The sequence below is a fragment of the Acidovorax sp. genome (assembly GCF_047607405.1).
In the GTDB taxonomy this organism is placed as follows: Bacteria; Pseudomonadota; Gammaproteobacteria; order Burkholderiales; family Burkholderiaceae_C; genus Acidovorax.
Genome location: NZ_JASGDA010000004.1, coordinates 38,164 through 60,078, shown reverse-complemented (window position 1 = coordinate 60,078; position 21,915 = coordinate 38,164). Strand labels below are relative to the sequence as shown.

The window sequence follows — 21,915 nt, the reverse complement described above, 5'->3', positions numbered from 1 at the left end:
GGCGGCGCCGCGCGGCGGCGGCCAGGCGCGCCCGCCAGCCTTCGCGCTCGGGCGCGCGCTGCACGCTCAGGTAGAAGTCCCAGGTCTTCCAGACGGTGATGAACACGTTGTCGTCGCGCAGGTCGCCCTGGGCGTCCTGGTGGCGCTGGCACAGCGCGAAGTCGGTCTGCCCGAACCAGCCGCTGGCCGTGGTTTCCCTGGGGCCGATGATGGGCGCGCGCACCAGCGCCAGGATGTTCTGCACGCTGATGGCGCCGTCCGCGCACAGGTCGTCGGCCAGGGGCAGGGCGGGGTCGGTGGGCATGGTGGCCGGGCATCGTACACCCCGGGGCCTGCAGGGGCGGCGCTTTCGGCAGACAATGATGTGTCGTCTTATCAATTGCCATCCATGACCCAGAACCCTCCCGCGCTGGAAGTCCTGCCGCGCGACCTGTCCGCCTACCGCCAGGGCAACACCGGCATCGACTACGTACACCGCTTCGAGTCGGGCCAGCCCGGCCCGCACGTGCTCATCAACGCCCTGACGCACGGCAACGAGATCTGCGGCATGGTCGCCGCCACGCACCTGCTGGACACGGGCGTGCGCCCGCGCATCGGCACGCTGACCATCAGCTTCGCCAACGTGGCGGCCTACGAATCGTTCGACAAGGAACGCCCGTTCGAAAGCCGACAACTGGTCCACAACCTCAACCGCATCTGGTCGGCCGCCGAGCTGGACGGCGCCGAGCGCAGCCCCGAGCTGGACCGCGCCCGCGCGCTGCGCCCCGTGGTGGCCGCGGCCGACCACATCCTGGACATCCACTCCACCAGCCAGGACGTGGAGCCCTTCTGGGTCTATCCCGCCTACCCGCGCAACAGCGCGGCGGCGCTGGCCATCGGCGGCCCCGCCACGGTGCATCTGCTCATGCCCAGCGGGCTGGGCTCGGGCACGCCGCTGATCCAGCATGGCCGCCACGGCCAGGCCGACGGGCAGGGCGTGGCGCTGGTGGTGGAGTGCGGCTTTCACTTCCTGCAGTCGGCGGCAGACGTGGCCACGGCGACGGCGCTGAACTTTCTGGCGCATTTCGGCCTGATCGACGCTCCGCCGCAGCCCGCGCCTGCGCCGCAGCGGCGCTTCGAGCTGCTGGAGACCTGCATGGTGCGCACGCCGGGCTTCGCCTTCACCAGGCCGCTGCGGGGCTTCGAGACCTTTGCGCAGGGCGAGCTGATCGCCACCGACGGCCCGCACGAGATCCGCGCGCTGTGCGACGACTGCACCGTGTTCATGCCCACGCGCCTGCCCATCGTGGGGCGCGAGGCGGTGTACCTCACACGGCCTTTGTGATGAAAATCGGCCTCCAGCGCTTATGCAGCAAGCGCTGGTAGCTATCAATCAGATAGCGAATACTCCCAGGGCAGTGCCGCCAGCAGGCGCTGCCAGTCCTGCGAGGGGCCGGTGCCCGGCACATCCCCGGCGGGCCAGCGCAGGCCGCTGTCGAACACCAGCGGTTCGCCCGTCACCGGGTGCGGCAGCGCGAGCTGCCAGGCGTGCAGCCACAGCCGCTGCTGGCCCAGGCGCTCGGCCCACCAGCGGTTGAGCGGCCCCTTGCCGTGCGTGGCGTCGCCGATGATGGGGTGCGCCAGGTGCTTGAGGTGGCGGCGTATCTGATGGCGCCGCCCCGTGTGGGGCACGGCCTCCACCAGCGAGGCCCGCGTGGTGGCAAAGCGCGCGTCGCTGGCCTCGGGCAAGGTGAGCCGCGCCAGGCGGCGGAATGTGGTGTACGCCGCCTGCACGGGCGCATCGGCGGGGGCGTCGTCGGGCTTGAGCGGGTGGTCCACCGCGCAGGCATCGGGCGCCCAGCCGCGCACCAGGGCCAGGTAGCGCTTGCGCGCGGCCTGCTGCTCGAAAGTCTGCGACAAGGCCCGCGCCGCGTCGGCGTGCAGCGCCATCACCAGCACGCCGCAGGTGCCCTTGTCGAGCCGGTGTACGGGAAAGACGCGCTGGCCGAGCTGGTCGCGCAGCGCCTGCACCACGAAGCGCGTCTCGCCCGCGTCCAGCCCCGTGCGGTGTACCAGCCAGCCTGCGGGCTTGTGGATGGCGACGAGGTGCTCGTCGCGCCAGAGAATGGGCAGCGGGGTTTGCATGAAGCCGCGCATTGTGCCAACCGTGACAATCGGGGCCATGACCTTGAAACGAACCCTACTGCCCCTGCAACTGCTGGTGGCCCCCGACAGGAACGACCCCGCGCCGCTCGTCCTCTACCACGGTCGCGGCTGCCCCGATGGCTTTGGTGCCGCGCTGGCTGCTTGGCTGTTCTACGGCGACGCCGCTGAATACAAGGGCCTGGACCATGGCGACGTGCGCACGGTGGACGACCTGCCGCCCATGCAGGGCCGCGCCGTCTATGTGCTCGACTTCTCGTTCGCCGAGGACATCCTGCGCGCCATCGACGAGCGCGCCGCCCGGCTGGTCATGCTGGACCACCACAAGAGCGCCTTGGACAAGCTCGGCGGCTTTGCCTGCCGCTGCGGCGTGGTGCATTTCGACCTGGGCAAGTCGGGCGCGCGGCTGGCGTGGGAGTTCTTCCACCCTGGCACGCCCGTGCCGGACCTGATCCGCTACGTGGAAGACCGCGACATCTGGAAGTGGGAGTTCGCCGAGAGCGCGGGCTTTCTGTCCGCGCTGGACATGGAGCCGCAGGACTTCGCGCGCTGGCGCGAGATCGCGTCCTTCACGCCCGAGCAGCTTGCGCGCTTCATGGCGCGCGGCGCGGCCATGGACGAGAAGTACCAGAAGCTCTGCGCCGACATCGCCGAGGGCGCGCAGCCCCTGGTGTTCAACGGCGTCGCGGGGCTGATGGTGAACGCGCCCGGCATGTTCCACAGCGTGGTGGGCGACATCCTGTCGGCGCAGAGCGGCACCTTTGCGCTGATGTGGAGCGCGGGCGCCAAGGGCGTGAAGGCGGGGCTGCGCTCGCAGCGCAACTTCGACTGCATCGCCCTGGCCGAAAGCATGGGCGGCGGCGGCCACGCGCAGGCGTGCGGCTTTCGCATGGGGGTGGAGCGCCTGCCCGAGCTGCTGGCGGGCGTGCTCAATTCGGCGCCTGCGGCGCGGCGGGCGTAGGGGCCGCTTCCTCGAAGCGGTCCACCCGGCGCAGCGCGCCGAAGGCCAGCATCCAGCCGCCCACCACGCCCAGCGTACACAGGCCGCCCACCACGGCGGCAGGCACCACGCCCAGCCACGCGGCGCTGGTGCCCGCGCGGAACTCGCCCAGCTCGTTGGACGAGCCGATGAACAGCATGTTCACCGCGTTCACGCGCCCGCGCATGGCGTCGGGCGTGGAGAACTGCACCAGCGCGCCGCGGATATAGACGCTCACCATGTCCGCCGCGCCCGCCACCAGCAGCGCCGCGAACGACAGCCAGAACCACGTGGACAGCGCGAACACCAGGTTGGCCGCGCCGAACACGGCCACGGCGACGAACATCGTGCGCCCCACGCGGCGGTTGAAGGGGCGCAGGCTCAGGTACAGCCCCGCGCCCACCTCCCCCACCGCCATGGCGCTGCGCAGCGCGCCCAGGCCCGTGGGGCCCACGTGCAGCACTTCGTGCGCGTAGATGGGCAAGAGCGCCACCACGCCGCCCAGCAGCACCGCGAACAGGTCCAGCGAGATCGTGCCCAGGATGATGGGCCGCGAGCGGATGAACGCGATGCCGTCGCCAAAGCGCTGGAACATCGTGCCCTGCGCAGCCCCCGGCGCCGTGGCGTGCGCCACGGCCACGTGCAGCAGCAGCGCCACGCCCAGGGCGAAGCAGGCGCAGCACACGGCATAGGTCAGCCCGCCGCCGCCCCGCGCGTACAGCAGCCCGCCCAGCAGCGGCCCGCCGATGCTGGCCGCGCGCATGAGCATGCTGTTGGCGGCGATGGCCTGCGCGAGCTGGCCGCGCGGCACGATCTGCGGCAGCAGGCTCTGCATGGCCGGCGCTGAGAACGCGCGCGAGCAGCCATACAGCACCAGCACCGCGTAGATGCCCGCCACGCCGCTGGCGCCGTGGCCCGACAGCCACCACAGCAGGGCGCTGCACAGCCCGCCCACCGCCCAGCTCGCGGCCAGGATGCGCCTGCGGTCGAAGCGGTCGATCAAATCGCCCGCAGGCAGCAGCAGGCACAGCATGGGCAGAAACTGCGCCAGCCCCACATAGGCCAGGGCCAGCGGCTCGCGCGTGAGGTCGTACACCTGCCAGGCCACCACCACGGCCTGCACCTGGGTGGCGACCATGGCTACCACGCGGGCGGCCAGGAAGGAGAGGAAGCCGGAGTGGCGATAGACGCTGTCAGGGGTGGTCATGGGGCAGGGTGCGGTAAGCCAGCGGGCGATGCTATCGGCTTTGCGCCGGGCTTGCAGGCGGCGTCCCCAAGCCTCAGCCCGCCCAGGCGCCCGGCGCCAGGCCGTCCAGCGTGTAAGGCCCGATGGTCGTGCGGATGAGCCGCAGCGTGGGGTGGCCCACGGCGGCCGTCATGCGCCGCACCTGGCGGTTGCGGCCCTCGCGGATAACCAGCTCGATCCACGCGGTGGGAATGGCACGGCGCTCGCGGATCGGCGGGTCGCGCGGCCACACGGCGGGCGCGGGCTCCAGCAGGCGCGCGCGGGCGGGCCGCGTGGGGCCGTCGTTCAGCACCACGCCGCTTTGCAGCGCCGCCAGGGCGGCTTCATCGGGGACGCCTTCCACCTGCGCCCAGTAGGTCTTCTCCATCTTGAAGCGCGGGTCGGCGATGCGGGCCTGCAGCCCGCCGTCGTCGGTGAGCAGCAGCAGGCCCTCGCTGTCGGCGTCCAGGCGGCCCGCCACGTACACGCCGGGCAGGGCGATGTAGTCCCTGAGGCCCTGCCAGCGCCCCTCGGGCGTGAACTGGCTGAGCACCCCGTAGGGCTTGTGAAAGCGGATCAGGCGCGCGGCCATGGGCGGATAGTTTTAAGGGTCAAATATGCCTCTGGCGCTTTCTGGATAAGCGCAAGCAGCTATCAAATTAGAAGCAAACGCAGGCCGTGGCGGGTGGCTGCATACGGGGACTGCGATTGTGCCTGTGCCCGCACGCAGGCGGGCGGGCACGCGGCGTCGGCCTACACCGCGCCGGGCCGGTGGGCAGCACAATGCCGCCATGCGCAGCTCTGGCCGCCGCCCGTCCCTCGCTCCTGCCGTGGCCCTCACGGCCGTGGCCACGGGTGCGCTGGTGCTGCTGGCGCTCAACTTCACGGCGGGCGAGAAGAAGGTGCAGCAGCAACTGCCGCGCCTGTACGGTACCGGCAACCCGCAGTTCGAGCGCGCCCTGGGCAGCCTGCTGGGCCCGGGCCTGCTGGATGGCAACGAGGTGGTCGAGCTGCTCAACGGCGACCAGATCTTCCCGCCCATGCTGGCCGCCATCGAGGGCGCGCAAAAGAGCATCACGTTCGAGACGTACATCTACTGGTCGGGCGACATCGGCAAGCGCTTTGCCGACGCCCTGAGCGAGCGCGCCCGCGCGGGCGTGGCCGTACACGTGCTGCTGGACTGGGCGGGCAGCGCCAGGATGGAAGACAGCTACCTGGACGAGATGCGCGCGGCGGGCGTGCAGATCGAGAAGTTCCACAAGCCGCACTGGTACAACCTGGCGCGCATGAACAACCGCACCCACCGCAAGCTGCTGGTGGTGGACGGGCAGGTGGCGTTCACCGGCGGCGTCGGCATAGCGCCGCAGTGGACGGGCAACGCGCAGGACCCGGACCACTGGCGCGACACGCACTACCAGGTGCTCGGGCCCGTGGTGGCGCAGATGCAGGCGACGTTCCTGGACAACTGGCTCAAGGTCACGGGCAAGGTGCTGCACGGCGAGGCGTACTTTCCGCCCATCGCGCCTGTTGCGCCCGGCGGCGGGCAGAAAGCGCAGATGTTCTCCAGCTCGCCGTCGAGCGGCAGCGAGAGCATGCAGCTCATGTACCACCTGGCGATCACGGCGGCAGAGCGCGGCATCGACCTGTCGGTGGCCTACTTCGTGCCCGACGAACTCACGCGCAAGCTGCTGCTGGACGCCCTGGCGCGCGGCGTGCGCGTGCGCCTCATCACCCCCGGCGAGCACGCCGACTCCGGGGCGGTGAAGGCCGCGTCCCGCGCCACCTGGGGGCCGCTGCTGCAGGCGGGCGCGGAGATCTACGAATACCAGCCCACCATGTACCACTGCAAGGTCATGATCGTGGACGAGCTGCTGGTGTCGGTGGGCTCCACCAACTTCGACAACCGCTCGTTCCGGCTGAACGACGAGGCCAACCTGAACGTGTATGACGCGGCGTTCGCGCAGCGGCAGACGCAGGTGTTCGAGGACGACCTGCGGCGCTCGCGCCGCATTACCTACGAGGAATGGCGGGACCGGCCCTGGAGCGAGAAACTGGCCGAGCGCATGGCGGCGCTGCTGCGGTCGCAGTTGTGACGGGTCACTGGCCCGTGGGCACGAACTCGTAGCTCACTTCCTCGCTCTGCACCATGTCCAGCACGTCGTTGAGCTCGTCGGCGTCGTCGGTGCTGCTCCACAGGTCCTCGGGGTCGGTGGCGAACAGCGGTTCGACGGCAATGTCCAGGAACCTGCCGTCAGCCATGTCGATGACGGGTGTGCCCTCGGAGGTCTCGACCAGCGTCCAGTCGTCGGGGACGGACATTTCCAGCGCGATGGTGACTTTGAGTTTTTTCATGGTGCAGGGGGCCTGTGGAGCGGGTGGGGTGGCCGGGGCGCGTGCAGGGCCGCCTGGGCTAGGCGCACGAAGTGGGAGCACTGTTCTACCCATTGCAGCCGCTCCAGCGCGCTCAGTTGCCCGAATGCGTGCAGGCGCTCGTCACTGACGTAGTACGTGCGCTGGGCGCGTTGGGCAGCGCGGTCGGCGGGCGTGGTCATGTGGGTTTGAGTCGTTTCAGGTGCGCGATGTCGGCAAGGTCGATCGGCCTGCCTGCACTCTGCTTGAGGGCAATCAGGTCGTCGATGCTGGCCAGGGCGACGGGCACTCCTGCTATGTCGAGCCGGTGCGCGCGTTCCACCATGCCCAGCGGATCCACCGGCGGGAAGATCAGCACATCCAGCGTTACGCCTGCCAGGCGATCACTGCGCAGCGCAAAGGCTTGCAGGTTGCGGCTGGTGTGCCAGCTTTTCAGGGTGTCGATGTCTTGCAGCGTACTCAGCGGGACGGGCAGCATGGGTTGTAGGCCCAGTTCCTGGATGGCATGGACCAGGTGGGCCATGTTCTCTGGCGAGACCACGACGCTCACGTCGATATCCATGGTGTTGCGCTCAATGCCATGCAGGGCCACCGCCAAGCCGCCGATCAGGACGTAATCGACCTGGTGGCGGTGCAGCGCTGCAAAGATGTCGAGGTAGAACACCGGCTACTTTCCCCACGAATCCTTCAGCCCTACCGCCAGGTTGAACACCGGCTTGTCCGCCGTGTGGTCCACCCGGTCGGCCACGAAGTAGCCGTGCCGCTCGAACTGGAACTTGTCGTCCGGTCGGGCATTGGCCAGGGACGGCTCCACGATGGCCGTCACCACCTGCAGGCTGTGGGGGTTCAGGCTCTCGATGAAGTCCTTGCCGCCCGCGTCGGGGTGGGGGTCGAGGAACAGGCGGTCGTACATGCGCACCTCGGCGTGTACGCCGTCGGCCACGCCCACCCAGGTGATGGCGGCCTTGACCTTCACGCTGTCGGCGCCGGGGGTGCCGCTCTTGGTGTCGGGCACCACGGTCGCTAGCACTTCGGTGACCTTGCCGTCGGCATCCTTGGTGCAGCCCGTGCATTCGATGACGTAGCCGCCCTTCAGGCGCACCTTGTTGCCCGGGAACAGGCGCTTGTAGCCCTTGGGCGGCACTTCCTCGAAGTCCTCGCGCTCGATCCAGACTTCCTTGCCGATGGTGAAGTGGCGCACGGGGCTTTCCACACCTTCGGGCGGGTGGGGCAGTGCCGGAAGCTGGCAGGGCTCCAGGTGGCCCGCGCCCATCACCTCGTCCCAGTTGGTCAGCACCAGCTTGACGGGGCGCAGCACGGCCATGCCACGGGGGGCGCGGGCTTCCAGGTCCTCGCGCAGGCAGCCTTCCAGCGTGGCGTAGTCGATCCAGCTGTCGCTCTTGGTCACGCCGATGCGCTCGGCGAACAGTTGCAGCGCGGCGGGCGTGTAGCCCCGGCGGCGCAGGCCCACGATGGTGGGCATGCGCGGGTCGTCCCAGCCGCTGACCTTGTGGTCATAGACCAGTTGGGCGAGCTTGCGCTTGCTGGTGATGACGTAGGTGAGGTTCAGCCGCGCAAACTCGTACTGGCGCGGGGGCGGGCTGGCGAGCAGGCCGCCTTCGATGAGGCGCTCCAGCACCCAGTCGTAGAAGGGGCGCTGGTCCTCGAATTCGAGCGTACACAGGCTGTGGGTGATCTGCTCCAGCGCGTCCTCGATGGGGTGCGCGTAGGTGTACATGGGGTAGATGCACCAGGCATCGCCCGTGTTGTGGTGCGTGGCGCGGCGGATGCGGTAGATGGCCGGGTCGCGCATGTTGATGTTGGGGCTGGCCATGTCGATCTTGGCGCGCAGCACCATGGAGCCGTCCTCGTGCTGGCCCGCCTTCATCTCGCGGAAGATGCGCAGGTTCTCGGCGGGCGTGCGGTCGCGGAACGGACTGTTGACGCCGGGCTTGCCGAAGTCGCCCCGGTGGATGCGCATCTGTTCCACCGTCTGTTCGTCCACGTAGGCGTGGCCGGCCTCGATCAGGTATTCGGCCGCGCGGTACATGAAGTCGAAGTAGTCGCTGGCCTGGTAGGGGGCGGCGTCGGGGCTGCCGTTCCAGTCGAAGCCCAGCCACTTGACCGCGTCGATGATGCTGGCGACGTATTCGGTGTCTTCCTTCTCGGGGTTGGTGTCGTCGAAGCGCAGGTGGCACACGCCGCCGTAGTCACGCGCCAGGCCGAAGTTGATGCAGATGCTCTTGGCGTGGCCCACGTGCAGGTAGCCGTTGGGCTCGGGCGGAAACCGGGTGCGGATCTTGGCCGGGTCGCTCTGGCCTGCGGCGTGGTGGGCGGCGTCGCCGGGGCTGCCGCCCCAGCGGCGGCTGGCGTAGGTGCCTTTATCCAGGTCGTGCTCGATGATCTGGCGCAGGAAGTTGCTGGGTTTGACGGCTTCGGCGGGGGTGTCGGCGGGATTTTGCGTACTCATCGGCCCATTTTAGGCGGCGCATTCGTGACGGTTTACGCATGGAAACGCACCGGTGTACGTCCAGACACAACGTAAAGACGGTTTTGTGCCATCCTTTTGCCTACTTGGTGCGTTAGGTACCGGTGAGTCGAGTCCCTTTGGCTGGCTGTCCTCACTCAAACAGGAGATTTCCATGACGAAAACCCGTTCCATCCAGACCCTGGCCGCCACGGCTGGCGTGGCCGTGGCCTTGTTGGCCGCCGCTGGCACGGCCCAGGCCCGCGACGTGAATTGGTCCATCGGCGTGAGCGTGCCTGGCGTGGTGGTGGGCGCGGGCACCGGCTACTATGCGCCCGCCCCGGTGTACGTGGCCCCCCGGCCCGTGTATTACGCGCCCCCGCCCCCGGTCTATTACGCGCCGCCCCGGCCCGTGTACTACGCTCCGCCCGCCTACTACCCGCCGCCTGCGGTGGTGTACTACGACGGTGGGCGCCGCCACCACAGGCATGGCCGCTGGGACCGCTGAGGTCCGCGCCGCTTTGCTCACAGCCCTTCGGGGCTGTTTTTGTTTCCGGGGCGCCGCATAATCGCGCGTTTCGCCCTCTGGAACACATGCCTGTGAAGAATAAAACCGTCTTTGTCCTCAATGGCCCCAACCTGAACCTGCTGGGCACGCGCGAGCCCGCTGTGTATGGCGCGCAGACGCTGACCGATGTCGAGCAGCTCTGCGCCGCAGCCTGCGCGCGCCATGGGTTCGATCTGCGCTTTCACCAGAGCAACCACGAAGGCGCGCTGGTGGACTGGATTCACGAGGCGGGCCGCCTGCACGCCGCTGGCGAACTGGCGGGCGTGGTGCTGAACGCCGGGGCCTACACCCACACCAGCATCGCCCTGCACGATGCCGTCAAGGGCACGGGCATCACGCTGATCGAGCTGCACATCAGCAACGTCCACGCGCGCGAGGCGTTTCGCCACCACTCGTACCTGGCCGCCGCCGCCAAGGCGGTGATGTGCGGCTTTGGCGTGGCGGGCTACGGCCTGGCCATCGACGGGCTGGCGCAGCTGCAGCCGCAGGGCTGACGAGGGTTCAGTCGCCGTCGCCCATCTGGGACTGCAGGTAGTTCTGCACGCCCACCTTCTCGATGAGGTCGATCTGGGTTTCGAGGAAGTCGATGTGTTCCTCGGTGTCGTCCAGAATGCCTTGCAGCAGGTCGCGCGAGACGTAGTCGCGCACCGACTCGCAGTAGGCCATGCCCTCCTTGATGGTGGCCTGGGCGCCTTGCTCGCTGCGCAGGTCGCAGGCCAGGATCTCGGGCACGTCCTCGCCCACCTGCAGCTTGGCCAGGTCCTGCAGGTTGGGCAGGCCGTCCAGCATGAAGATGCGGTCCATCAGCTTGTCGGCGTGCTTCATCTCGCCGATGGATTCCTCGTATTCCTTCTTCGCCAGCCGCTCGAAGCCCCAGTGCTTGAGCATGCGGTAGTGCAGAAAGTACTGGTTGATGGCCGTGAGTTCGTTCTTGAGCTGCGCCTGCAGGTAGCCGATGACTTGGGGGTCGCCTTGCATGGGGGATTCCTTGGTAGTTGTTGTGCTGTTGGGTGCCGATTGTCCTGACCTGCATCAACCCCCGCAAGGCAAACCCCTGCCACACTGGTCTGTCTGCGTGTGATGCTGAGTTGTGTTCGTATTCGATGGGTTTTTATAGCCATACTTAATTGATTCAATTCAATCAATTAATTGGATTCATGGCGTGAGTCGGCCTAGACTCCCATCTTTCAGTCATCAACCACTCCAAAGGAAAGCAGCAATGTCCCTGATCAACACCCAAGTCCAACCGTTCAAGACCACCGCCTTCGTCAACCGCAGCGGCAAGGGCGAGTTCATCGAAGTGACCGAGCAGACCCTGAAGGGCAAGTGGTCCGTGCTGATCTTCATGCCCGCAGCCTTCACCTTCAATTGCCCCACCGAGATCGAAGACGCTGCCAACAACTACGCCGAGTTCCAGAAGGCCGGTGCCGAGGTCTATATCGTCACCACCGACACGCATTTCTCGCACAAGGTGTGGCACGAAACCTCCGACGCCGTGGGCAAGGCCAAGTTCCCCCTGGTCGGCGACCCCACGCACCAGCTGACCAACGCTTTCGGCGTACACATCCCCGAAGAAGGTCTGGCGCTGCGCGGCACCTTCGTGATCAACCCCGACGGCGTGATCAAGACGCTGGAAATCCACTCCAACGAAATCGCCCGCGACGTGTCGGAAACCCTGCGCAAGCTCAAGGCTGCTCAGTTCACCGCCGCCAACCCTGGCCAGGTGTGCCCCGCCAAGTGGAAGGAAGGCGCCAAGACGCTGACGCCTTCGCTGGACCTGGTCGGCAAGATCTAAGCACCGCACCCCAAGGCCGGACAGGCGTCGTGCCGTCCGGCTTTTTTTCGCCCTCCATTTCACGAATCCGCAGAAAGACGCCATGCTCGACGACCAACTCAAGACCCAACTCGCCGCCTACCTGGAGCGCGTGACGCAGCCGTTCGAACTGGTGGCTTCGCTGGACGACAGCGAGACAGCGCGCGACATGCGCGAGCTGCTGACCACCATCCAGGCGCTGCGCAGCGACAAGATCACCCTGCGCACCGACGGCAACGACGCGCGCAAGCCCTCGTTCAGCCTGCAGCGCGTGGGCAGCAGCAACAGCCTGCGCTTTGCGGGCCTGCCGCTGGGGCATGAGTTCACCTCCCTCGTGCTGGCCCTGCTGTGGACGGGCGGCCACCCGCCCAAGGTGGAGCAGGACGTGATCGAGCAGATCCAGTCGCTCGACGGCGACTTCAGCTTCGAGGTTTACATGAGCCTCACCTGCCACAACTGCCCCGACGTGGTGCAGGCCCTGTCGCTCATGGCCGTGCTCAACCCCAAGGTCAAGACCACCGTCATCGAGGGCGGTGCCTTTCAGCAGGAAGTGGCCGACCGCCAGGTCATGGCCGTGCCCATGGTGTTCCTGAACGGCGAAGTGTTCGGCTCCGGCCGCATGACGGTCGAGGAAATCGTCGCCAAGCTCGACACCGGCTCCGCCGCCCGCGACGCGGCCAAGCTCAGTGCCAAGGCGCCGTATGACGTGCTCATCATCGGCGGCGGCCCCGCTGGCGCGGCAGCGGCGGTGTACGCAGCGCGCAAGGGCATCCGCACCGGCGTGGCGGCCGAGCGCTTCGGCGGCCAGGTGAACGACACGCTGGCCATCGAGAACTACATCTCCGTGCTCGAAACCGACGGCCCCAAGTTCGCCGCCGCACTCGAAGCCCACACCCGCGCCTACGACGTGGACATCATGAACCTGCAGTGCGCCGACAAGCTCATCCCCGCTGCGCAGCCGGGCGGCCTGATCGAAGTGCAGCTCGCCAACGGCGGCTCGCTCAAGGCCCGCACGGTGATCCTGTCCACCGGCGCGCGCTGGCGCAACGTGAACGTGCCCGGCGAGGCCGAGTACCGGAACAAGGGCGTGGCCTACTGCCCGCACTGCGACGGCCCGCTGTTCAAGGGCAAGCGCGTGTCGGTCATCGGCGGCGGCAACTCGGGCGTGGAAGCGGCCATCGACCTGGCCGGCGTGGTGGCCCACGTCACGCTGGTCGAGTTCGCCGACCAGCTCAAGGCCGACGCCGTGCTGGTCAACAAGCTCAAGAGCCTGCCCAACGTGACCATCCATACCAACGCGCAGACCACCGAGATCACCGGCGCCGACGGCAAGGTCAACGGCCTTGTCTATAAGGACCGCGCCACGGGCGTGCAGCATGCGATCGCGCTCGAAGGCGTGTTCGTGCAGATCGGCCTGGTGCCCAACACCGACTGGCTCAAGGGCACGGTCGAACTCTCCAAGTTCGGCGAGATCGTGATCGACGCCAAGGGCCACACCAACGTGCCAGGCGTGTTCGCTGCGGGCGACTGCACCACGGTGCCGTACAAGCAGATCGTCATCGCCGCAGGGGCGGGCGCGACGGCGGCGCTGAGTGCGTTCGACCACCTCATCCGCACCTCGGCGCCTGCTTAAGAAAATTCAAGCCAAATCGGCCTCCAGCGCTTACTGGATAAGCGCTGGTAGCTATCAATTAAGTAGCAATCGTCAGTACACCAACCGCTCGGGGCGGATCTCCTGCAGGATGGTGGTGGCGATTTCCTCGATGGATTTCGTGGTGGTGGACAGCCAGCGGATGCCCGCGCGGCGCATCATGGCCTCGGCCTCGGCCACCTCCATGCGGCAGTTCTCCAGGCTGGCGTAGCGCGAGTTGGGGCGGCGCTCGTTGCGGATCTCGGCCAGCCGCTCGGGCTGGATGGTCAGGCCGAAGATTTTCTTGCGGTGCGGCTCGAGCGCGGGCGGCAACTGGCGGCGCTCGAAGTCCTCGGGGATCAGCGGGTAGTTGGCCGCCTTCAGGCCGCACTGCATGGCCAGGTACAGGCTGGTGGGCGTCTTGCCGCTGCGGGAGACGCCGACCAGGATCACGTCCGCGCCCGCCAGGTCGCGGTTGCTCTGGCCGTCGTCGTGCGCCAGGCTGAAGTTGATGGCCTCGATGCGGTCGGTGTATTCCTTGCTGCGGCTCACGTCCGAAAAGCGCCCCACGCGGTGGTGCGACTTGATGCCCAGCTCCTGCTCCAGCGGATGCACGAAGGTGCCGAACATGTCCAGCAGCATGCCCTTGCAGCCGTCCTGGATGACGGCCAGCACCTCCATGTTGACCAGGGTGGTGAACACGATGGGCTTCTTGCCCTCCACGTCGGCCGTGTGGTTGATCTGCCGCACGGCCTGGTGGGCCTTGTCCTCGGTGTCGATGAAGGGCAGGCGCACGTGGCGCGGTTTCATCTCGAACTGGGCCAGGATGGCGTTGCCGAAAGTCTCGGCGGTGATGCCGGTGCCGTCGGAGATGAAGAATACGGTGCGGGTGTGCATGGGGCGGGGCCTTTCGGTGCGTCAGCCTACAATTGTGACAACTCTTGCCTTCTCACCATGCACCGCGCCGGCCCACAACCCCAACCACAAAGCCGAACCCGCCCGTGCATGGCCGCTCGCCCATCGCTCCCAGCGGGCGGGCGCGCAGACCCGGTTTCAACTTCTGGAGCTTTCCCATGTCTGCACTATTCAGCCCGACCGCCCTGGTCGTACCTTTTGAAAACCTGAGAATGACCGATGTCGAGGCGGTTGGCGGCAAGAACGCCAGCCTCGGCGAAATGATCTCCCAACTGCCCGAAGGGCTGCGCGTGCCCACGGGCTTTGCCACCACGGCGCACGCCTTCCGCGAATTCCTGAAGCACGAGGGGTTGGCCGACCGCATCAGCCAGCGCCTGGCGGTGCTGGACATCGAAGACGTGCGCGCCCTGGCGGAAGCCGGGGCCGAGATTCGCGGCTGGATGGAGGCGCAGCCCTTCCCCGCCGATCTGGAAAAGGCCGTGCGCGATGCCTTCGCCACGCTGTCTGCCGGTAACGCGCAGGCCAGCTTCGCCGTGCGCTCGTCCGCCACGGCAGAGGACCTGCCCGACGCATCGTTTGCGGGCCAGCAGGAGACCTTCCTGAACGTGGTCGGCATCGACGACGTGCTGCACAAGATGAAGGAAGTCTTCGCGTCGCTGTACAACGACCGCGCCATCAGCTACCGCGTCCACAAAGGCTTTGCGCACGACGTGGTGGCCCTGTCGGCGGGCGTGCAGCGCATGGTGCGCTCCGACCTGGGCGCGGCGGGGGTGATGTTCACCATCGACACCGAGAGCGGCTTCGAGGACGTGGTCTTCATCACCAGCAGCTACGGCCTGGGCGAGACGGTGGTGCAGGGCGCCGTGAACCCGGACGAGTTCTACGTCCACAAGCCCATGTTGAAGGCGGGCAAGAAGGCCGTGATCCGCCGCAACCTGGGCAGCAAGCTGATCCAGATGGTGTTCTCCACGCCCGACGAGAAGAAGGCCAGCGGCAAACTGGTCAAGACCATCGACGTGCCCACCGAGCAGCGCAACCGCTATTCGCTGACCGACGCCGACGTGGAGCAGCTCGCCCGCTACGCGCTGCTCATCGAGCAGCACTACGGCCGCCCCATGGACATCGAGTGGGGCAAGGACGGCACCGACGGCCAGCTCTACATCCTGCAGGCCCGGCCCGAGACGGTGAAGAGCCAGTCCAAGGGTCAGGCCGAGCAGCGCTTCAAACTGAAGGGCTCCAGCACCGTGCTGGCCGAGGGCCGCGCCATCGGCCAGAAGATCGGCACCGGCCCGGTGCGGCTGGTGAACGACATCAGCCAGATGGACACCGTGCAGCCCGGCGACGTGCTCGTCACCGACATGACCGACCCCAACTGGGAGCCCGTGATGAAGCGCGCCAGCGCCATCGTCACCAACCGCGGCGGGCGCACCTGCCACGCGGCCATCATTGCGCGCGAGCTGGGCATCCCCGCCGTCGTGGGCTGCGGCGACGCGACGGAGCGCCTGAAGGACGGCACGCTGGTCACGGTGAGCTGTGCCGAGGGCGACACGGGCCGCATCTACGACGGCCTGCTGGAGACCGAAGTGACCGAGGTGCAGCGCGGCGAAATGCCCGAGATCAGCACCAAGATCATGATGAACGTGGGCAACCCGCAGCTCGCCTTCGATTTCGCGCAGCTGCCGAACGAAGGGGTTGGCCTGGCCCGCCTGGAGTTCATCATCAACAACAACATCGGCGTCCACCCCAAGGCCATCCTGGACTACCCCCAGATCGACGCCGACCTGAAGAAGGCCGTCGAGTCGGTGGCGCGCGGCCATGCCTCGCCCCGCGCCTTCTACGTGGACAAGGTGGCCGAGGGCGTGGCGACCATCGCCGCCGCGTTCTGGCCCAAGCCCGTCATCGTGCGCCTGTCGGACTTCAAGTCCAACGAATACCGCAAGCTCATCGGCGGCAGCCGCTACGAGCCCGAAGAAGAAAACCCCATGCTGGGCTTTCGCGGCGCGGCGCGCTACATCAGCGCGGACTTTGGCGAGGCGTTCGCCATGGAATGCGAGGCCATCAAGCGCGTGCGCAACGACATGGGCCTGACCAACGTGCAGGTGATGGTGCCCTTCGTGCGCACGCTGGGCCAGGCCGAGCGCGTGACCAGGCTGCTCGCATCGCACGGCCTGCAGCGCGGCAAGGACGACCTGAAGGTCATCATGATGTGCGAGGTGCCCAGCAACGCCATCCTGGCCGAGCGCTTCCTCGAATTCTTCGATGGCTTCTCCATCGGCTCCAACGACCTCACGCAACTGACGCTGGGCCTGGACCGCGACTCGGGCCTGGAACTGCTGGCGCAGGACTTCGACGAGCGCGACCCCGCCGTGCAGGCCATGCTCCAGCGCGCCATCCAGGCGTGCCGCGCAGAGGGCAAGTACGTGGGCATCTGCGGCCAGGGGCCCAGCGACCACCCGGACTTTGCGCAGTGGCTGGCCAAGGAAGGCATCTCGTCGATCTCGCTCAACCCCGACAGCGTGATCGCCACCTGGCAGCAACTGGCGGGCTGATGCCCCCTTGGCCCCGCCATGGTGCAGCCCGCGCGCCCTGTGGATGCCGAACAGGCCGGGCCGTTTCCGCCTGACCTGCACGACGTTAGGCACCTGCGGCTGAAAGCGGCGCTGCTGCTGCTGTGGGCGCTGGTGTCCTTCGGCGCCACCTGGTTCGCGCGCGACCTGCAGGCCATCGTGGTCGCCGGTTGGCCCCTGGGCTACTGGATCGCGGCGCAGGGCGCGGTGGTGGTGTTCATCGCCATCGTGGTGGCCTACTGCTGGGCCATGAACCGTTTCGAGCGCCAGGACGCCGAGGGCCATGGCTGAGCCCCCGGTTTCATCCTGGCGCCTGCACCGCATCCTGGCGCTGTACGTGGCCGGGGTGCTGGGCTTTCTGGCCCTGATGACCTGGGCCGAGCGCCAGGGCCTGTCGCGCCACTGGATCGGGCCGATCTTCCTGTTCATCACGGTGATGGTGTATGCGGGCATCGGCGTTTATGGCCGCACCACCGACCCCGAGGAGTACTACGTGGCCGGGCGGCGCATACCGCCCCTGTACAACGGCATGGCGGCGGCGGCGGACTGGATGAGCGCCGCATCGTTCATCAGCCTCTCTGGCGCCTTGTACCTGCAGGGCTTCGCGGGCACGCCCGAGCAGGCGGGCGGCCTGGCCTATCTGCTGGGCTGGACGGGCGGCTTCTGCCTGGTGGCGATGCTGATCGCGCCGCACCTGCGCGCCATGGGGCTGTACACCGTGCCCGAGTTTTTCCACGTGCGCTTCGGCGGGCGCTGGCCGCGCGTGATCGCGGCGCTGGCGGCGGTGCTGTGCTCCTTCACCTACGTGGTGGCGCAGATCTACGGCGTGGGGCTGATCGCGTCGCGCCTGACCGGCGTGCAGTTCGAGATCGGCATCATGCTCGGCCTGGGCGGCGTGCTGTTGTGCTCCTTTCTGGGCGGCATGCGCGCCATCACCTGGACGCAGGTGGCGCAGTACGTGGTGCTGCTGCTGGCCTTCTTGATCCCCGTGTCCTGGCTGGCCTACAAGCAGCTGGGCAACCCGCTCGCGCCGCTGGTCTATGGCGAGCAGATCAGCAAGATCGCGGGCCTGGAAGAGCAGTTGCTCGCATCGCCCGCCGAGCACCAGGTGGTGCAGACCTACCTGCGGCGCGCGCAGGACTACGAGGCCCGCCTGGCCGACGTGGAAGCCGCGCTGGAGCGCGAGCGCGACAAGGGCCGCGAGCGCATCCGCGCGCTGCGCGCCCAGGGCGCGGACGTGGGCCTCATCGTCACCGCCAGCCGCGAGCTGGCGGCCCTGCCGCGCGACGCCGCCACCGCCCGCGAGCGCTGGACGCGCGAGATGCGCGAGAACTACGAGCGCGCCCGGCCCCTGGGCGGCCTGCCCCGGCACAGCCAGGCGTATGTGGGCGACCCGGACGGCACACCTGAGGCGCAGCGCGACTACGAGCTGACGCGGCGCAACTTTCTGGCGCTGATGTTCTGCCTGATGGTCGGCACGGCCGGGCTGCCGCACCTGCTCACGCGCTACTACACAGCGCCCACGGTGGGCGGCGCGCGCGCCTCGGTGGCGTGGTCGCTGTTCTTCATTGCCCTGCTGTACCTCAGCGCGCCCGCGCTGGCGGTGCTGGTGAAGTTCGAGGTCATGCAGAACCTGGTGGGCAGCCGCTTCGACCAGTTGCCCAACTGGATCGCACAGTGGGCGCGGGTGGACAGCGCGCTGCTGTCCATCGAGGACGTGAACCGGGACGGCATCGTGCAGTTTGGTGAAATCCGCATGGGCGCCGACCTCATCATGCTCGCAACGCCCGAACTGGGGGGCTTGCCCTACGTGGTCTCGGGCCTGGTGGCGGCGGGCGGGCTGGCGGCGGCGCTCTCGACCGCCGATGGCCTGCTGCTCACCATCAGCAACGCCATGGTGCGCGACCTGTACTTGCTTCCGGGCGCGGCGCGGCGCAGGGCGTCGCCCGAGCAGCGCGTGATATTGACCAAGTTCACCCTGCTGGCCGTGGCGCTGTCGGCCGCCTTTGTGGCGGCGCTCAAGCCGTCCGAGATATTGCCCATGGTGTCGGCCTCGTTCTCGCTGGCCGCATCGGCCTTCGTGCCCGCCATGGTGCTGGGCATCTTCTGGCGCGGCACCACGCGGCAGGGGGCGGTGGCGGGCATGCTCACGGGGCTCTCGGTCACGGTCTATTACATGCTCTCGCACGTGCCGGCCCTGCGCGCCATGCTGCCGCCCTGGCTGCTGGCGCAGGGGCTGTGGTGGGGCATACAGCCGATCTCGGCGGGCGTGTTCGGTGTGCCTGCCGGGGTGGCTGCCACCGTGCTGGCGAGTTGGCTCACACGGCCCGCGCCTGACCTGCCGCGCGTGCGCTCCGAGATGTGATTGTTAACGGCTCCCCAAAGGGCTGGGCATAATCCCTGATAGCCAATTGTGTCCTGGCATGCGAACCTGACCCCACACCGCAAGGAGAGCCATGATTCTCGTCAAGACGCAGGCCGGGCAGGACGCACTCAAGGACAGGCACGGCAGCCTCAGCCCGCGCCAGCGCTCGGCCTTCATCCAGTTCGATGGCAAGCGCACCACGGGTGAAATCCTGGCGGCAACGGCCGCCATGGGCATCACGCAGGACGACATACAGGCCATGATCGCGCAGGGGCTGCTGGAGCCGCTCTCCGGCAAGCCTGCTGCCGCGCCGCCGCCAGCCCCGGCGCCGGGCGCGCACGCCATCGACCTGGGCACCGTGGCGTCTGCCCCCACGGAAGGCTCGGGCCGCTCGCCCAAGGAGCGCTACCAGGCCGCCTACCCCATTGCCACCCAGCTGACGGCCAGCCTGGGGCTGCGGGGCTTTCGCCTGAACCTCGCGGTCGAGGCTGCGGGCAGCTTTGAAGACCTGGCCGCCCTGGCGCCCAAGATCCGCGAGGCCGTGGGCGATGCGAAGTTCGCGCGTTTGAACAAGGCACTGTTCGACTGACCGGCTCCTGGGCGCCAGCACCCCAGAAAAAAGCGGCCCGAGGGCCGCTTTCGTTCGTCTGGGAGCAGGCCCCGCTCAGCGGCCCACCTTCAGCAGTTCCACGTCGAATTTGAGCGTGGCGTTCGGCGGGATCACGCCGCCCGCGCCGCGCGCGCCATAGCCCAGGGCCGCAGGGATGATCAGCGTGCGCTTGCCGCCGATCTTCATGCCCTGCACGCCTTCGTCCCAGCCCTTGATGACCATGCCCGCGCCCAGCGAGAACGTGAAGGGGTCGTTGCGGTCGCGGCTGGAGTCGAACTTGGCGCCTTGCTCGCCGTCGTTGTAGAGCCAGCCGGTGTAGTGGACCGACACGTTCTGGCCCCGGGTCGCCTCGGCGCCTTCGCCCACGGCGGTGTCTTCGTACTGCAGGCCGGATGCGGTGGTGGTCAGTGCCATGTGGTCAATCCTTGATGCTACTAAAAACATAGCTGCTGGCGCTTGTCCAGCAAGCGCCAGCAGCCATTTTGACTGCTATTTTTTGATGGGGCCCGCAGGCTTACTTCTTGGCCCGTGCGGCCACCCAGCGGGTGGCGAAGGCCTGCACGTCGGACAGGCGCTTGAGCAGGTCGGCGCCCGAGGGCGTGACCGTGTAGCCGTCGCTGCCGTGGTCCACGAAGCCCGCTTCGCGCAGCTCCTTGATGCGGGTGTTGAGCGTGTTGGGGGTGATGCCGCCCACGCTGTCTTGCAGCAGGCGGAAGGTTTGGGGGTGGCCGTCCTTCAGGGCCCACAGCACGCGCAGCGCATAACGGCATTCCAGTTTTTCAAAGAGCTGGTTGATGGCGGCATTTTCTTTGGAGCTCATGGACGCTTCTCCTCGCGCAAGTGTTGGATCAAAAGTTCGTACCGGGCGGCCCGCAGCCGGTCCCGCCGATGCGCTGTGAATATAGCGCGTAACCGATTTTGCTACAAGTTTAGTAGCTCAAACCGCACACCACGCATGCGCCAACCCTCAAAAATCTGCCCAAGCGTATCAAACTGTTGCGAGGCGGCCACGGATTGCGCGGGTATCGTTGCGCCATGACTGTTGCGCCGCCTCACCCCGCTGCCGCCGCGCGCCGCCTGCCCCTGGAAGGCGTGCGCGTGGTCGAATTCACCCACATGGTCATGGGCCCCACCTGCGGCATGGTGCTGGCCGACCTGGGGGCCGAGGTCATCAAGGTCGAGCCGGTGGACGGCGACCGCACGCGCCACCTGCTGGGTGCGGGCGCGGGCTTCTTCCCCATGTTCAACCGCAACAAGAAGAGCATCGCCATCGACCTGCGCCGCCCCGAGGGGCTGGAAGCGGCGCGCAGGCTCGCCGCCTCGGCCGACGTGGTGGCGCAGAACTTCAAGCCCGGCGTGATGGCGAAACACGGCCTGGACTACGCCACGCTGAGCGCGCAGAACCCGCGCCTCGTCTATGTGAACCACACGGGCTTTTTGCCCGGCCCCTACGAGCACCGCACCGCGCTCGACGAGGTGGTGCAGATGATGGGCGGCCTGGCCTACATGACGGGCCGTCCCGGCGACCCGCTGCGCGCGGGCAGCAGCGTGAACGACATCATGGGCGGCATGTTCGGCGCCATCGGCGCCATGGCGGCGCTGATGCAGCGCGGCATCACCGGGCGCGGGCAGGAGGTGGACTCGGCCCTGTTCGAGAACAACGTCTTCCTGGTCGGCCAGCACATGATGCAGTTCGCCGTCACCGGCCAGCCCGCCGCGCCCATGCCCGACCGCATCTCGTCCTGGGCCGTGTATGACGTGTTCAGCGTGAAGGACGGCGGGCAAATCTTTCTGGCTGCCGTGAGCGACGCGCAATGGCAGACCTTCTGCGACGCCCTGGGCTACGCCGACCTGAAGGCCGACCCGCGCCACGCCACCAACAACGACCGCGTGCGCGCCCGCCCCACGCTGATGCCCGTGCTGCGCGAGCGCCTGGCGGCGCACACGGCCGATGAACTGGCGGCCATCTTCGAGCGCCACGGCCTGCCGTTCGCGCCCATACGGCGGCCCGAGGAGCTGTTCGACGACCCGCACCTGCAGGCCACCGGCGGCCTGGCCAACGTCACCCTGCCCGACGGCGAGCGCGCGGGCAGCACGGCCCAGGTCACGCTGATGCCCCTGCGCATGGACGGCCAGCGCCTGCCCGTGCGCGCCGACCCGCCCCGGATGGGCGCGCACACGACCGAGCTGCTGCAGGGCCTGGGCTACACGCCCGAGGCCGTGGCCGCGCTGCGGGACGCGGGCGTGGTGGCCTGACGGATTTT

Annotated in this window: 23 protein-coding genes and 1 pseudogene; 12 read left to right on the top strand and 12 right to left on the bottom strand. The window is 68.0% G+C overall.

The genetic code is table 11. The features are described from left to right. A pseudogene (locus QM569_RS00945) lies at window positions 1-304 on the bottom strand (hypothetical protein); the annotation flags it as partial. Window positions 305-388: 84 nt separating this feature from the next. Here QM569_RS00945 and QM569_RS00940 point away from each other — a divergent pair. Continuing rightward, complete coding sequence (locus tag QM569_RS00940; protein WP_414985340.1) at window positions 389-1,324, top strand: succinylglutamate desuccinylase/aspartoacylase family protein; 936 nt, start codon at window positions 389-391, stop codon at window positions 1,322-1,324. Window positions 1,325-1,368: 44 nt separating this feature from the next. Here QM569_RS00940 and QM569_RS00935 read toward each other — a convergent pair whose 3' ends face one another. Next, complete coding sequence (locus QM569_RS00935; protein WP_414985339.1) at window positions 1,369-2,124, bottom strand: pseudouridine synthase; 756 nt, start codon at window positions 2,122-2,124, stop codon at window positions 1,369-1,371. Window positions 2,125-2,167: 43 nt separating this feature from the next. Here QM569_RS00935 and QM569_RS00930 point away from each other — a divergent pair, with 43 nt between their 5' ends. Then, on the top strand, window positions 2,168-3,103 hold the full coding sequence (locus tag QM569_RS00930; protein ID WP_414985338.1) for a DHH family phosphoesterase: 936 nt from the start codon (window positions 2,168-2,170) through the stop codon (window positions 3,101-3,103). Here QM569_RS00930 and QM569_RS00925 read toward each other — a convergent pair. Further along, a complete protein-coding gene (locus QM569_RS00925) occupies window positions 3,072-4,328 on the bottom strand; it encodes an MFS transporter (RefSeq protein ID WP_414985337.1) in 1,257 nt (418 codons plus the stop codon). The two genes, QM569_RS00930 and QM569_RS00925, sit on opposite strands and share 32 nt — an antisense overlap. A 73-nt stretch (window positions 4,329-4,401) precedes the next feature. Beyond that, window positions 4,402-4,938 carry a pseudouridine synthase gene (locus QM569_RS00920; protein ID WP_414985336.1) on the bottom strand — a complete coding sequence of 179 codons (537 nt, stop codon included), beginning with the start codon at window positions 4,936-4,938 and terminating at the stop codon, window positions 4,402-4,404. A 199-nt stretch (window positions 4,939-5,137) separates the two neighbouring features. Here QM569_RS00920 and QM569_RS00915 point away from each other — a divergent pair, with 199 nt between their 5' ends. Further along, entirely contained in the window at window positions 5,138-6,439 is a 1,302-nt protein-coding gene (locus QM569_RS00915) for a phospholipase D-like domain-containing protein (RefSeq protein ID WP_414985335.1), read from the top strand. Window positions 6,440-6,443: 4 nt separating this feature from the next. Here the strand turns inward: QM569_RS00915 and QM569_RS00910 are convergent, their stop codons facing one another. Genes QM569_RS00910 through QM569_RS00895 form a run of 4 tightly spaced genes read right to left on the bottom strand, consistent with a single transcriptional unit; the run spans window position 6,444 to window position 9,186 of the window. Next, window positions 6,444-6,698, bottom strand: a complete 255-nt coding sequence (locus QM569_RS00910) for a hypothetical protein (RefSeq protein WP_414985334.1) — start codon at window positions 6,696-6,698, stop codon at window positions 6,444-6,446. Then, complete coding sequence (locus QM569_RS00905) at window positions 6,695-6,898, bottom strand: hypothetical protein (protein WP_414985333.1); 204 nt, start codon at window positions 6,896-6,898, stop codon at window positions 6,695-6,697. The genes QM569_RS00910 and QM569_RS00905 overlap by 4 nt, the downstream gene beginning before the upstream one ends. Then, entirely contained in the window at window positions 6,895-7,380 is a 486-nt protein-coding gene (locus tag QM569_RS00900) for a nucleotidyl transferase AbiEii/AbiGii toxin family protein (RefSeq protein WP_414985332.1), read from the bottom strand. The genes QM569_RS00905 and QM569_RS00900 overlap by 4 nt, the downstream gene beginning before the upstream one ends. 3 nt (window positions 7,381-7,383) lie before the next feature. Then, on the bottom strand, window positions 7,384-9,186 hold the full coding sequence (locus QM569_RS00895) for a glutamine--tRNA ligase/YqeY domain fusion protein (RefSeq protein WP_414985331.1): 1,803 nt from the start codon (window positions 9,184-9,186) through the stop codon (window positions 7,384-7,386). 172 nt (window positions 9,187-9,358) lie between these two features. On the opposite strand from QM569_RS00895, the gene QM569_RS00890 reads away from it, so the two are divergent. Beyond that, window positions 9,359-9,691 carry a hypothetical protein gene (locus tag QM569_RS00890; RefSeq protein WP_414985330.1) on the top strand — a complete coding sequence of 111 codons (333 nt, stop codon included), beginning with the start codon at window positions 9,359-9,361 and terminating at the stop codon, window positions 9,689-9,691. 86 nt (window positions 9,692-9,777) lie between these two features. Continuing rightward, a complete protein-coding gene (gene aroQ / locus QM569_RS00885; protein ID WP_414985329.1) occupies window positions 9,778-10,245 on the top strand; it encodes a type II 3-dehydroquinate dehydratase in 468 nt (155 codons plus the stop codon). Window positions 10,246-10,252: 7 nt separating this feature from the next. Here the strand turns inward: aroQ and bfr are convergent, their stop codons facing one another. Beyond that, entirely contained in the window at window positions 10,253-10,729 is a 477-nt protein-coding gene (gene bfr, locus QM569_RS00880) for a bacterioferritin (protein WP_414985328.1), read from the bottom strand. Between the two features lie 241 nt (window positions 10,730-10,970). Here bfr and ahpC point away from each other — a divergent pair, with 241 nt between their 5' ends. Then, entirely contained in the window at window positions 10,971-11,546 is a 576-nt protein-coding gene (gene ahpC, locus QM569_RS00875) for an alkyl hydroperoxide reductase subunit C (protein WP_414985327.1), read from the top strand. A gap of 82 nt (window positions 11,547-11,628) precedes the next feature. Beyond that, on the top strand, window positions 11,629-13,197 hold the full coding sequence (ahpF, locus tag QM569_RS00870; RefSeq protein ID WP_414985326.1) for an alkyl hydroperoxide reductase subunit F: 1,569 nt from the start codon (window positions 11,629-11,631) through the stop codon (window positions 13,195-13,197). 72 nt (window positions 13,198-13,269) lie between these two features. Here the strand turns inward: ahpF and QM569_RS00865 are convergent, their stop codons facing one another. After that, window positions 13,270-14,091: a pyruvate, water dikinase regulatory protein gene (locus QM569_RS00865; protein WP_414985325.1), complete on the bottom strand. Its 822-nt coding sequence runs from the start codon at window positions 14,089-14,091 to the stop codon at window positions 13,270-13,272. Between the two features lie 176 nt (window positions 14,092-14,267). Here QM569_RS00865 and ppsA point away from each other — a divergent pair, with 176 nt between their 5' ends. The 4 genes from ppsA (at window position 14,268) to QM569_RS00845 (ending at window position 19,630) form a co-directional block, all read left to right on the top strand. Continuing rightward, the gene (gene ppsA / locus QM569_RS00860; RefSeq protein ID WP_414985324.1) at window positions 14,268-16,658 is read left to right on the top strand and encodes a phosphoenolpyruvate synthase; all 2,391 of its coding nucleotides are present in this window, start codon (window positions 14,268-14,270) and stop codon (window positions 16,656-16,658) included. 18 nt (window positions 16,659-16,676) lie between these two features. Continuing rightward, window positions 16,677-16,967, top strand: coding sequence for a DUF4212 domain-containing protein (locus QM569_RS00855; protein ID WP_414985323.1), 291 nt, complete (start codon window positions 16,677-16,679; stop codon window positions 16,965-16,967). Continuing rightward, window positions 16,960-19,041, top strand: coding sequence for a VC_2705 family sodium/solute symporter (locus tag QM569_RS00850; protein ID WP_414985322.1), 2,082 nt, complete (start codon window positions 16,960-16,962; stop codon window positions 19,039-19,041). The genes QM569_RS00855 and QM569_RS00850 overlap by 8 nt, the downstream gene beginning before the upstream one ends. Window positions 19,042-19,132: 91 nt before the next feature. Continuing rightward, window positions 19,133-19,630, top strand: coding sequence for a hypothetical protein (locus QM569_RS00845; RefSeq protein WP_414985321.1), 498 nt, complete (start codon window positions 19,133-19,135; stop codon window positions 19,628-19,630). 75 nt (window positions 19,631-19,705) lie between these two features. Here QM569_RS00845 and QM569_RS00840 read toward each other — a convergent pair whose 3' ends face one another. Then, on the bottom strand, window positions 19,706-20,065 hold the full coding sequence (locus tag QM569_RS00840; RefSeq protein ID WP_414985320.1) for an FKBP-type peptidyl-prolyl cis-trans isomerase: 360 nt from the start codon (window positions 20,063-20,065) through the stop codon (window positions 19,706-19,708). Between the two features lie 100 nt (window positions 20,066-20,165). Further along, window positions 20,166-20,471: a winged helix-turn-helix transcriptional regulator gene (locus QM569_RS00835; RefSeq protein ID WP_414985319.1), complete on the bottom strand. Its 306-nt coding sequence runs from the start codon at window positions 20,469-20,471 to the stop codon at window positions 20,166-20,168. A gap of 215 nt (window positions 20,472-20,686) precedes the next feature. Between QM569_RS00835 and QM569_RS00830 the strand changes: the two genes are divergently transcribed. Continuing rightward, window positions 20,687-21,907 (top strand): CaiB/BaiF CoA transferase family protein, encoded by a 1,221-nt coding sequence (locus QM569_RS00830; protein ID WP_414985318.1) that lies wholly within the window; start codon window positions 20,687-20,689, stop codon window positions 21,905-21,907. The last annotated feature ends 8 nt before the right edge of the window (window positions 21,908-21,915 follow it).

What these genes read in the sequence shown, in the direction of transcription:
- QM569_RS00940 (WP_414985340.1), top strand. Translation starts at nt 389, where the DNA reads ATGACCCAGAACCCTCCCGCGCTGGAAGTCCTGCCGCGCGACCTGTCC.
- QM569_RS00935 (WP_414985339.1), bottom strand. Translation starts at nt 2,124, where the DNA reads ATGCAAACCCCGCTGCCCATTCTCTGGCGCGACGAGCACCTCGTCGCC.
- QM569_RS00925 (WP_414985337.1), bottom strand. Translation starts at nt 4,328, where the DNA reads ATGACCACCCCTGACAGCGTCTATCGCCACTCCGGCTTCCTCTCCTTC.
- QM569_RS00920 (WP_414985336.1), bottom strand. Translation starts at nt 4,938, where the DNA reads ATGGCCGCGCGCCTGATCCGCTTTCACAAGCCCTACGGGGTGCTCAGC.
- QM569_RS00915 (WP_414985335.1), top strand. Translation starts at nt 5,138, where the DNA reads ATGCGCAGCTCTGGCCGCCGCCCGTCCCTCGCTCCTGCCGTGGCCCTC.
- QM569_RS00910 (WP_414985334.1), bottom strand. Translation starts at nt 6,698, where the DNA reads ATGAAAAAACTCAAAGTCACCATCGCGCTGGAAATGTCCGTCCCCGAC.
- QM569_RS00905 (WP_414985333.1), bottom strand. Translation starts at nt 6,898, where the DNA reads ATGACCACGCCCGCCGACCGCGCTGCCCAACGCGCCCAGCGCACGTAC.
- QM569_RS00895 (WP_414985331.1), bottom strand. Translation starts at nt 9,186, where the DNA reads ATGAGTACGCAAAATCCCGCCGACACCCCCGCCGAAGCCGTCAAACCC.
- QM569_RS00890 (WP_414985330.1), top strand. Translation starts at nt 9,359, where the DNA reads ATGACGAAAACCCGTTCCATCCAGACCCTGGCCGCCACGGCTGGCGTG.
- aroQ (WP_414985329.1), top strand. Translation starts at nt 9,778, where the DNA reads ATGCCTGTGAAGAATAAAACCGTCTTTGTCCTCAATGGCCCCAACCTG.
- bfr (WP_414985328.1), bottom strand. Translation starts at nt 10,729, where the DNA reads ATGCAAGGCGACCCCCAAGTCATCGGCTACCTGCAGGCGCAGCTCAAG.
- ahpC (WP_414985327.1), top strand. Translation starts at nt 10,971, where the DNA reads ATGTCCCTGATCAACACCCAAGTCCAACCGTTCAAGACCACCGCCTTC.
- ahpF (WP_414985326.1), top strand. Translation starts at nt 11,629, where the DNA reads ATGCTCGACGACCAACTCAAGACCCAACTCGCCGCCTACCTGGAGCGC.
- QM569_RS00865 (WP_414985325.1), bottom strand. Translation starts at nt 14,091, where the DNA reads ATGCACACCCGCACCGTATTCTTCATCTCCGACGGCACCGGCATCACC.
- ppsA (WP_414985324.1), top strand. Translation starts at nt 14,268, where the DNA reads ATGTCTGCACTATTCAGCCCGACCGCCCTGGTCGTACCTTTTGAAAAC.
- QM569_RS00855 (WP_414985323.1), top strand. Translation starts at nt 16,677, where the DNA reads ATGGTGCAGCCCGCGCGCCCTGTGGATGCCGAACAGGCCGGGCCGTTT.
- QM569_RS00850 (WP_414985322.1), top strand. Translation starts at nt 16,960, where the DNA reads ATGGCTGAGCCCCCGGTTTCATCCTGGCGCCTGCACCGCATCCTGGCG.
- QM569_RS00845 (WP_414985321.1), top strand. Translation starts at nt 19,133, where the DNA reads ATGATTCTCGTCAAGACGCAGGCCGGGCAGGACGCACTCAAGGACAGG.
- QM569_RS00840 (WP_414985320.1), bottom strand. Translation starts at nt 20,065, where the DNA reads ATGGCACTGACCACCACCGCATCCGGCCTGCAGTACGAAGACACCGCC.
- QM569_RS00835 (WP_414985319.1), bottom strand. Translation starts at nt 20,471, where the DNA reads ATGAGCTCCAAAGAAAATGCCGCCATCAACCAGCTCTTTGAAAAACTG.
- QM569_RS00830 (WP_414985318.1), top strand. Translation starts at nt 20,687, where the DNA reads ATGACTGTTGCGCCGCCTCACCCCGCTGCCGCCGCGCGCCGCCTGCCC.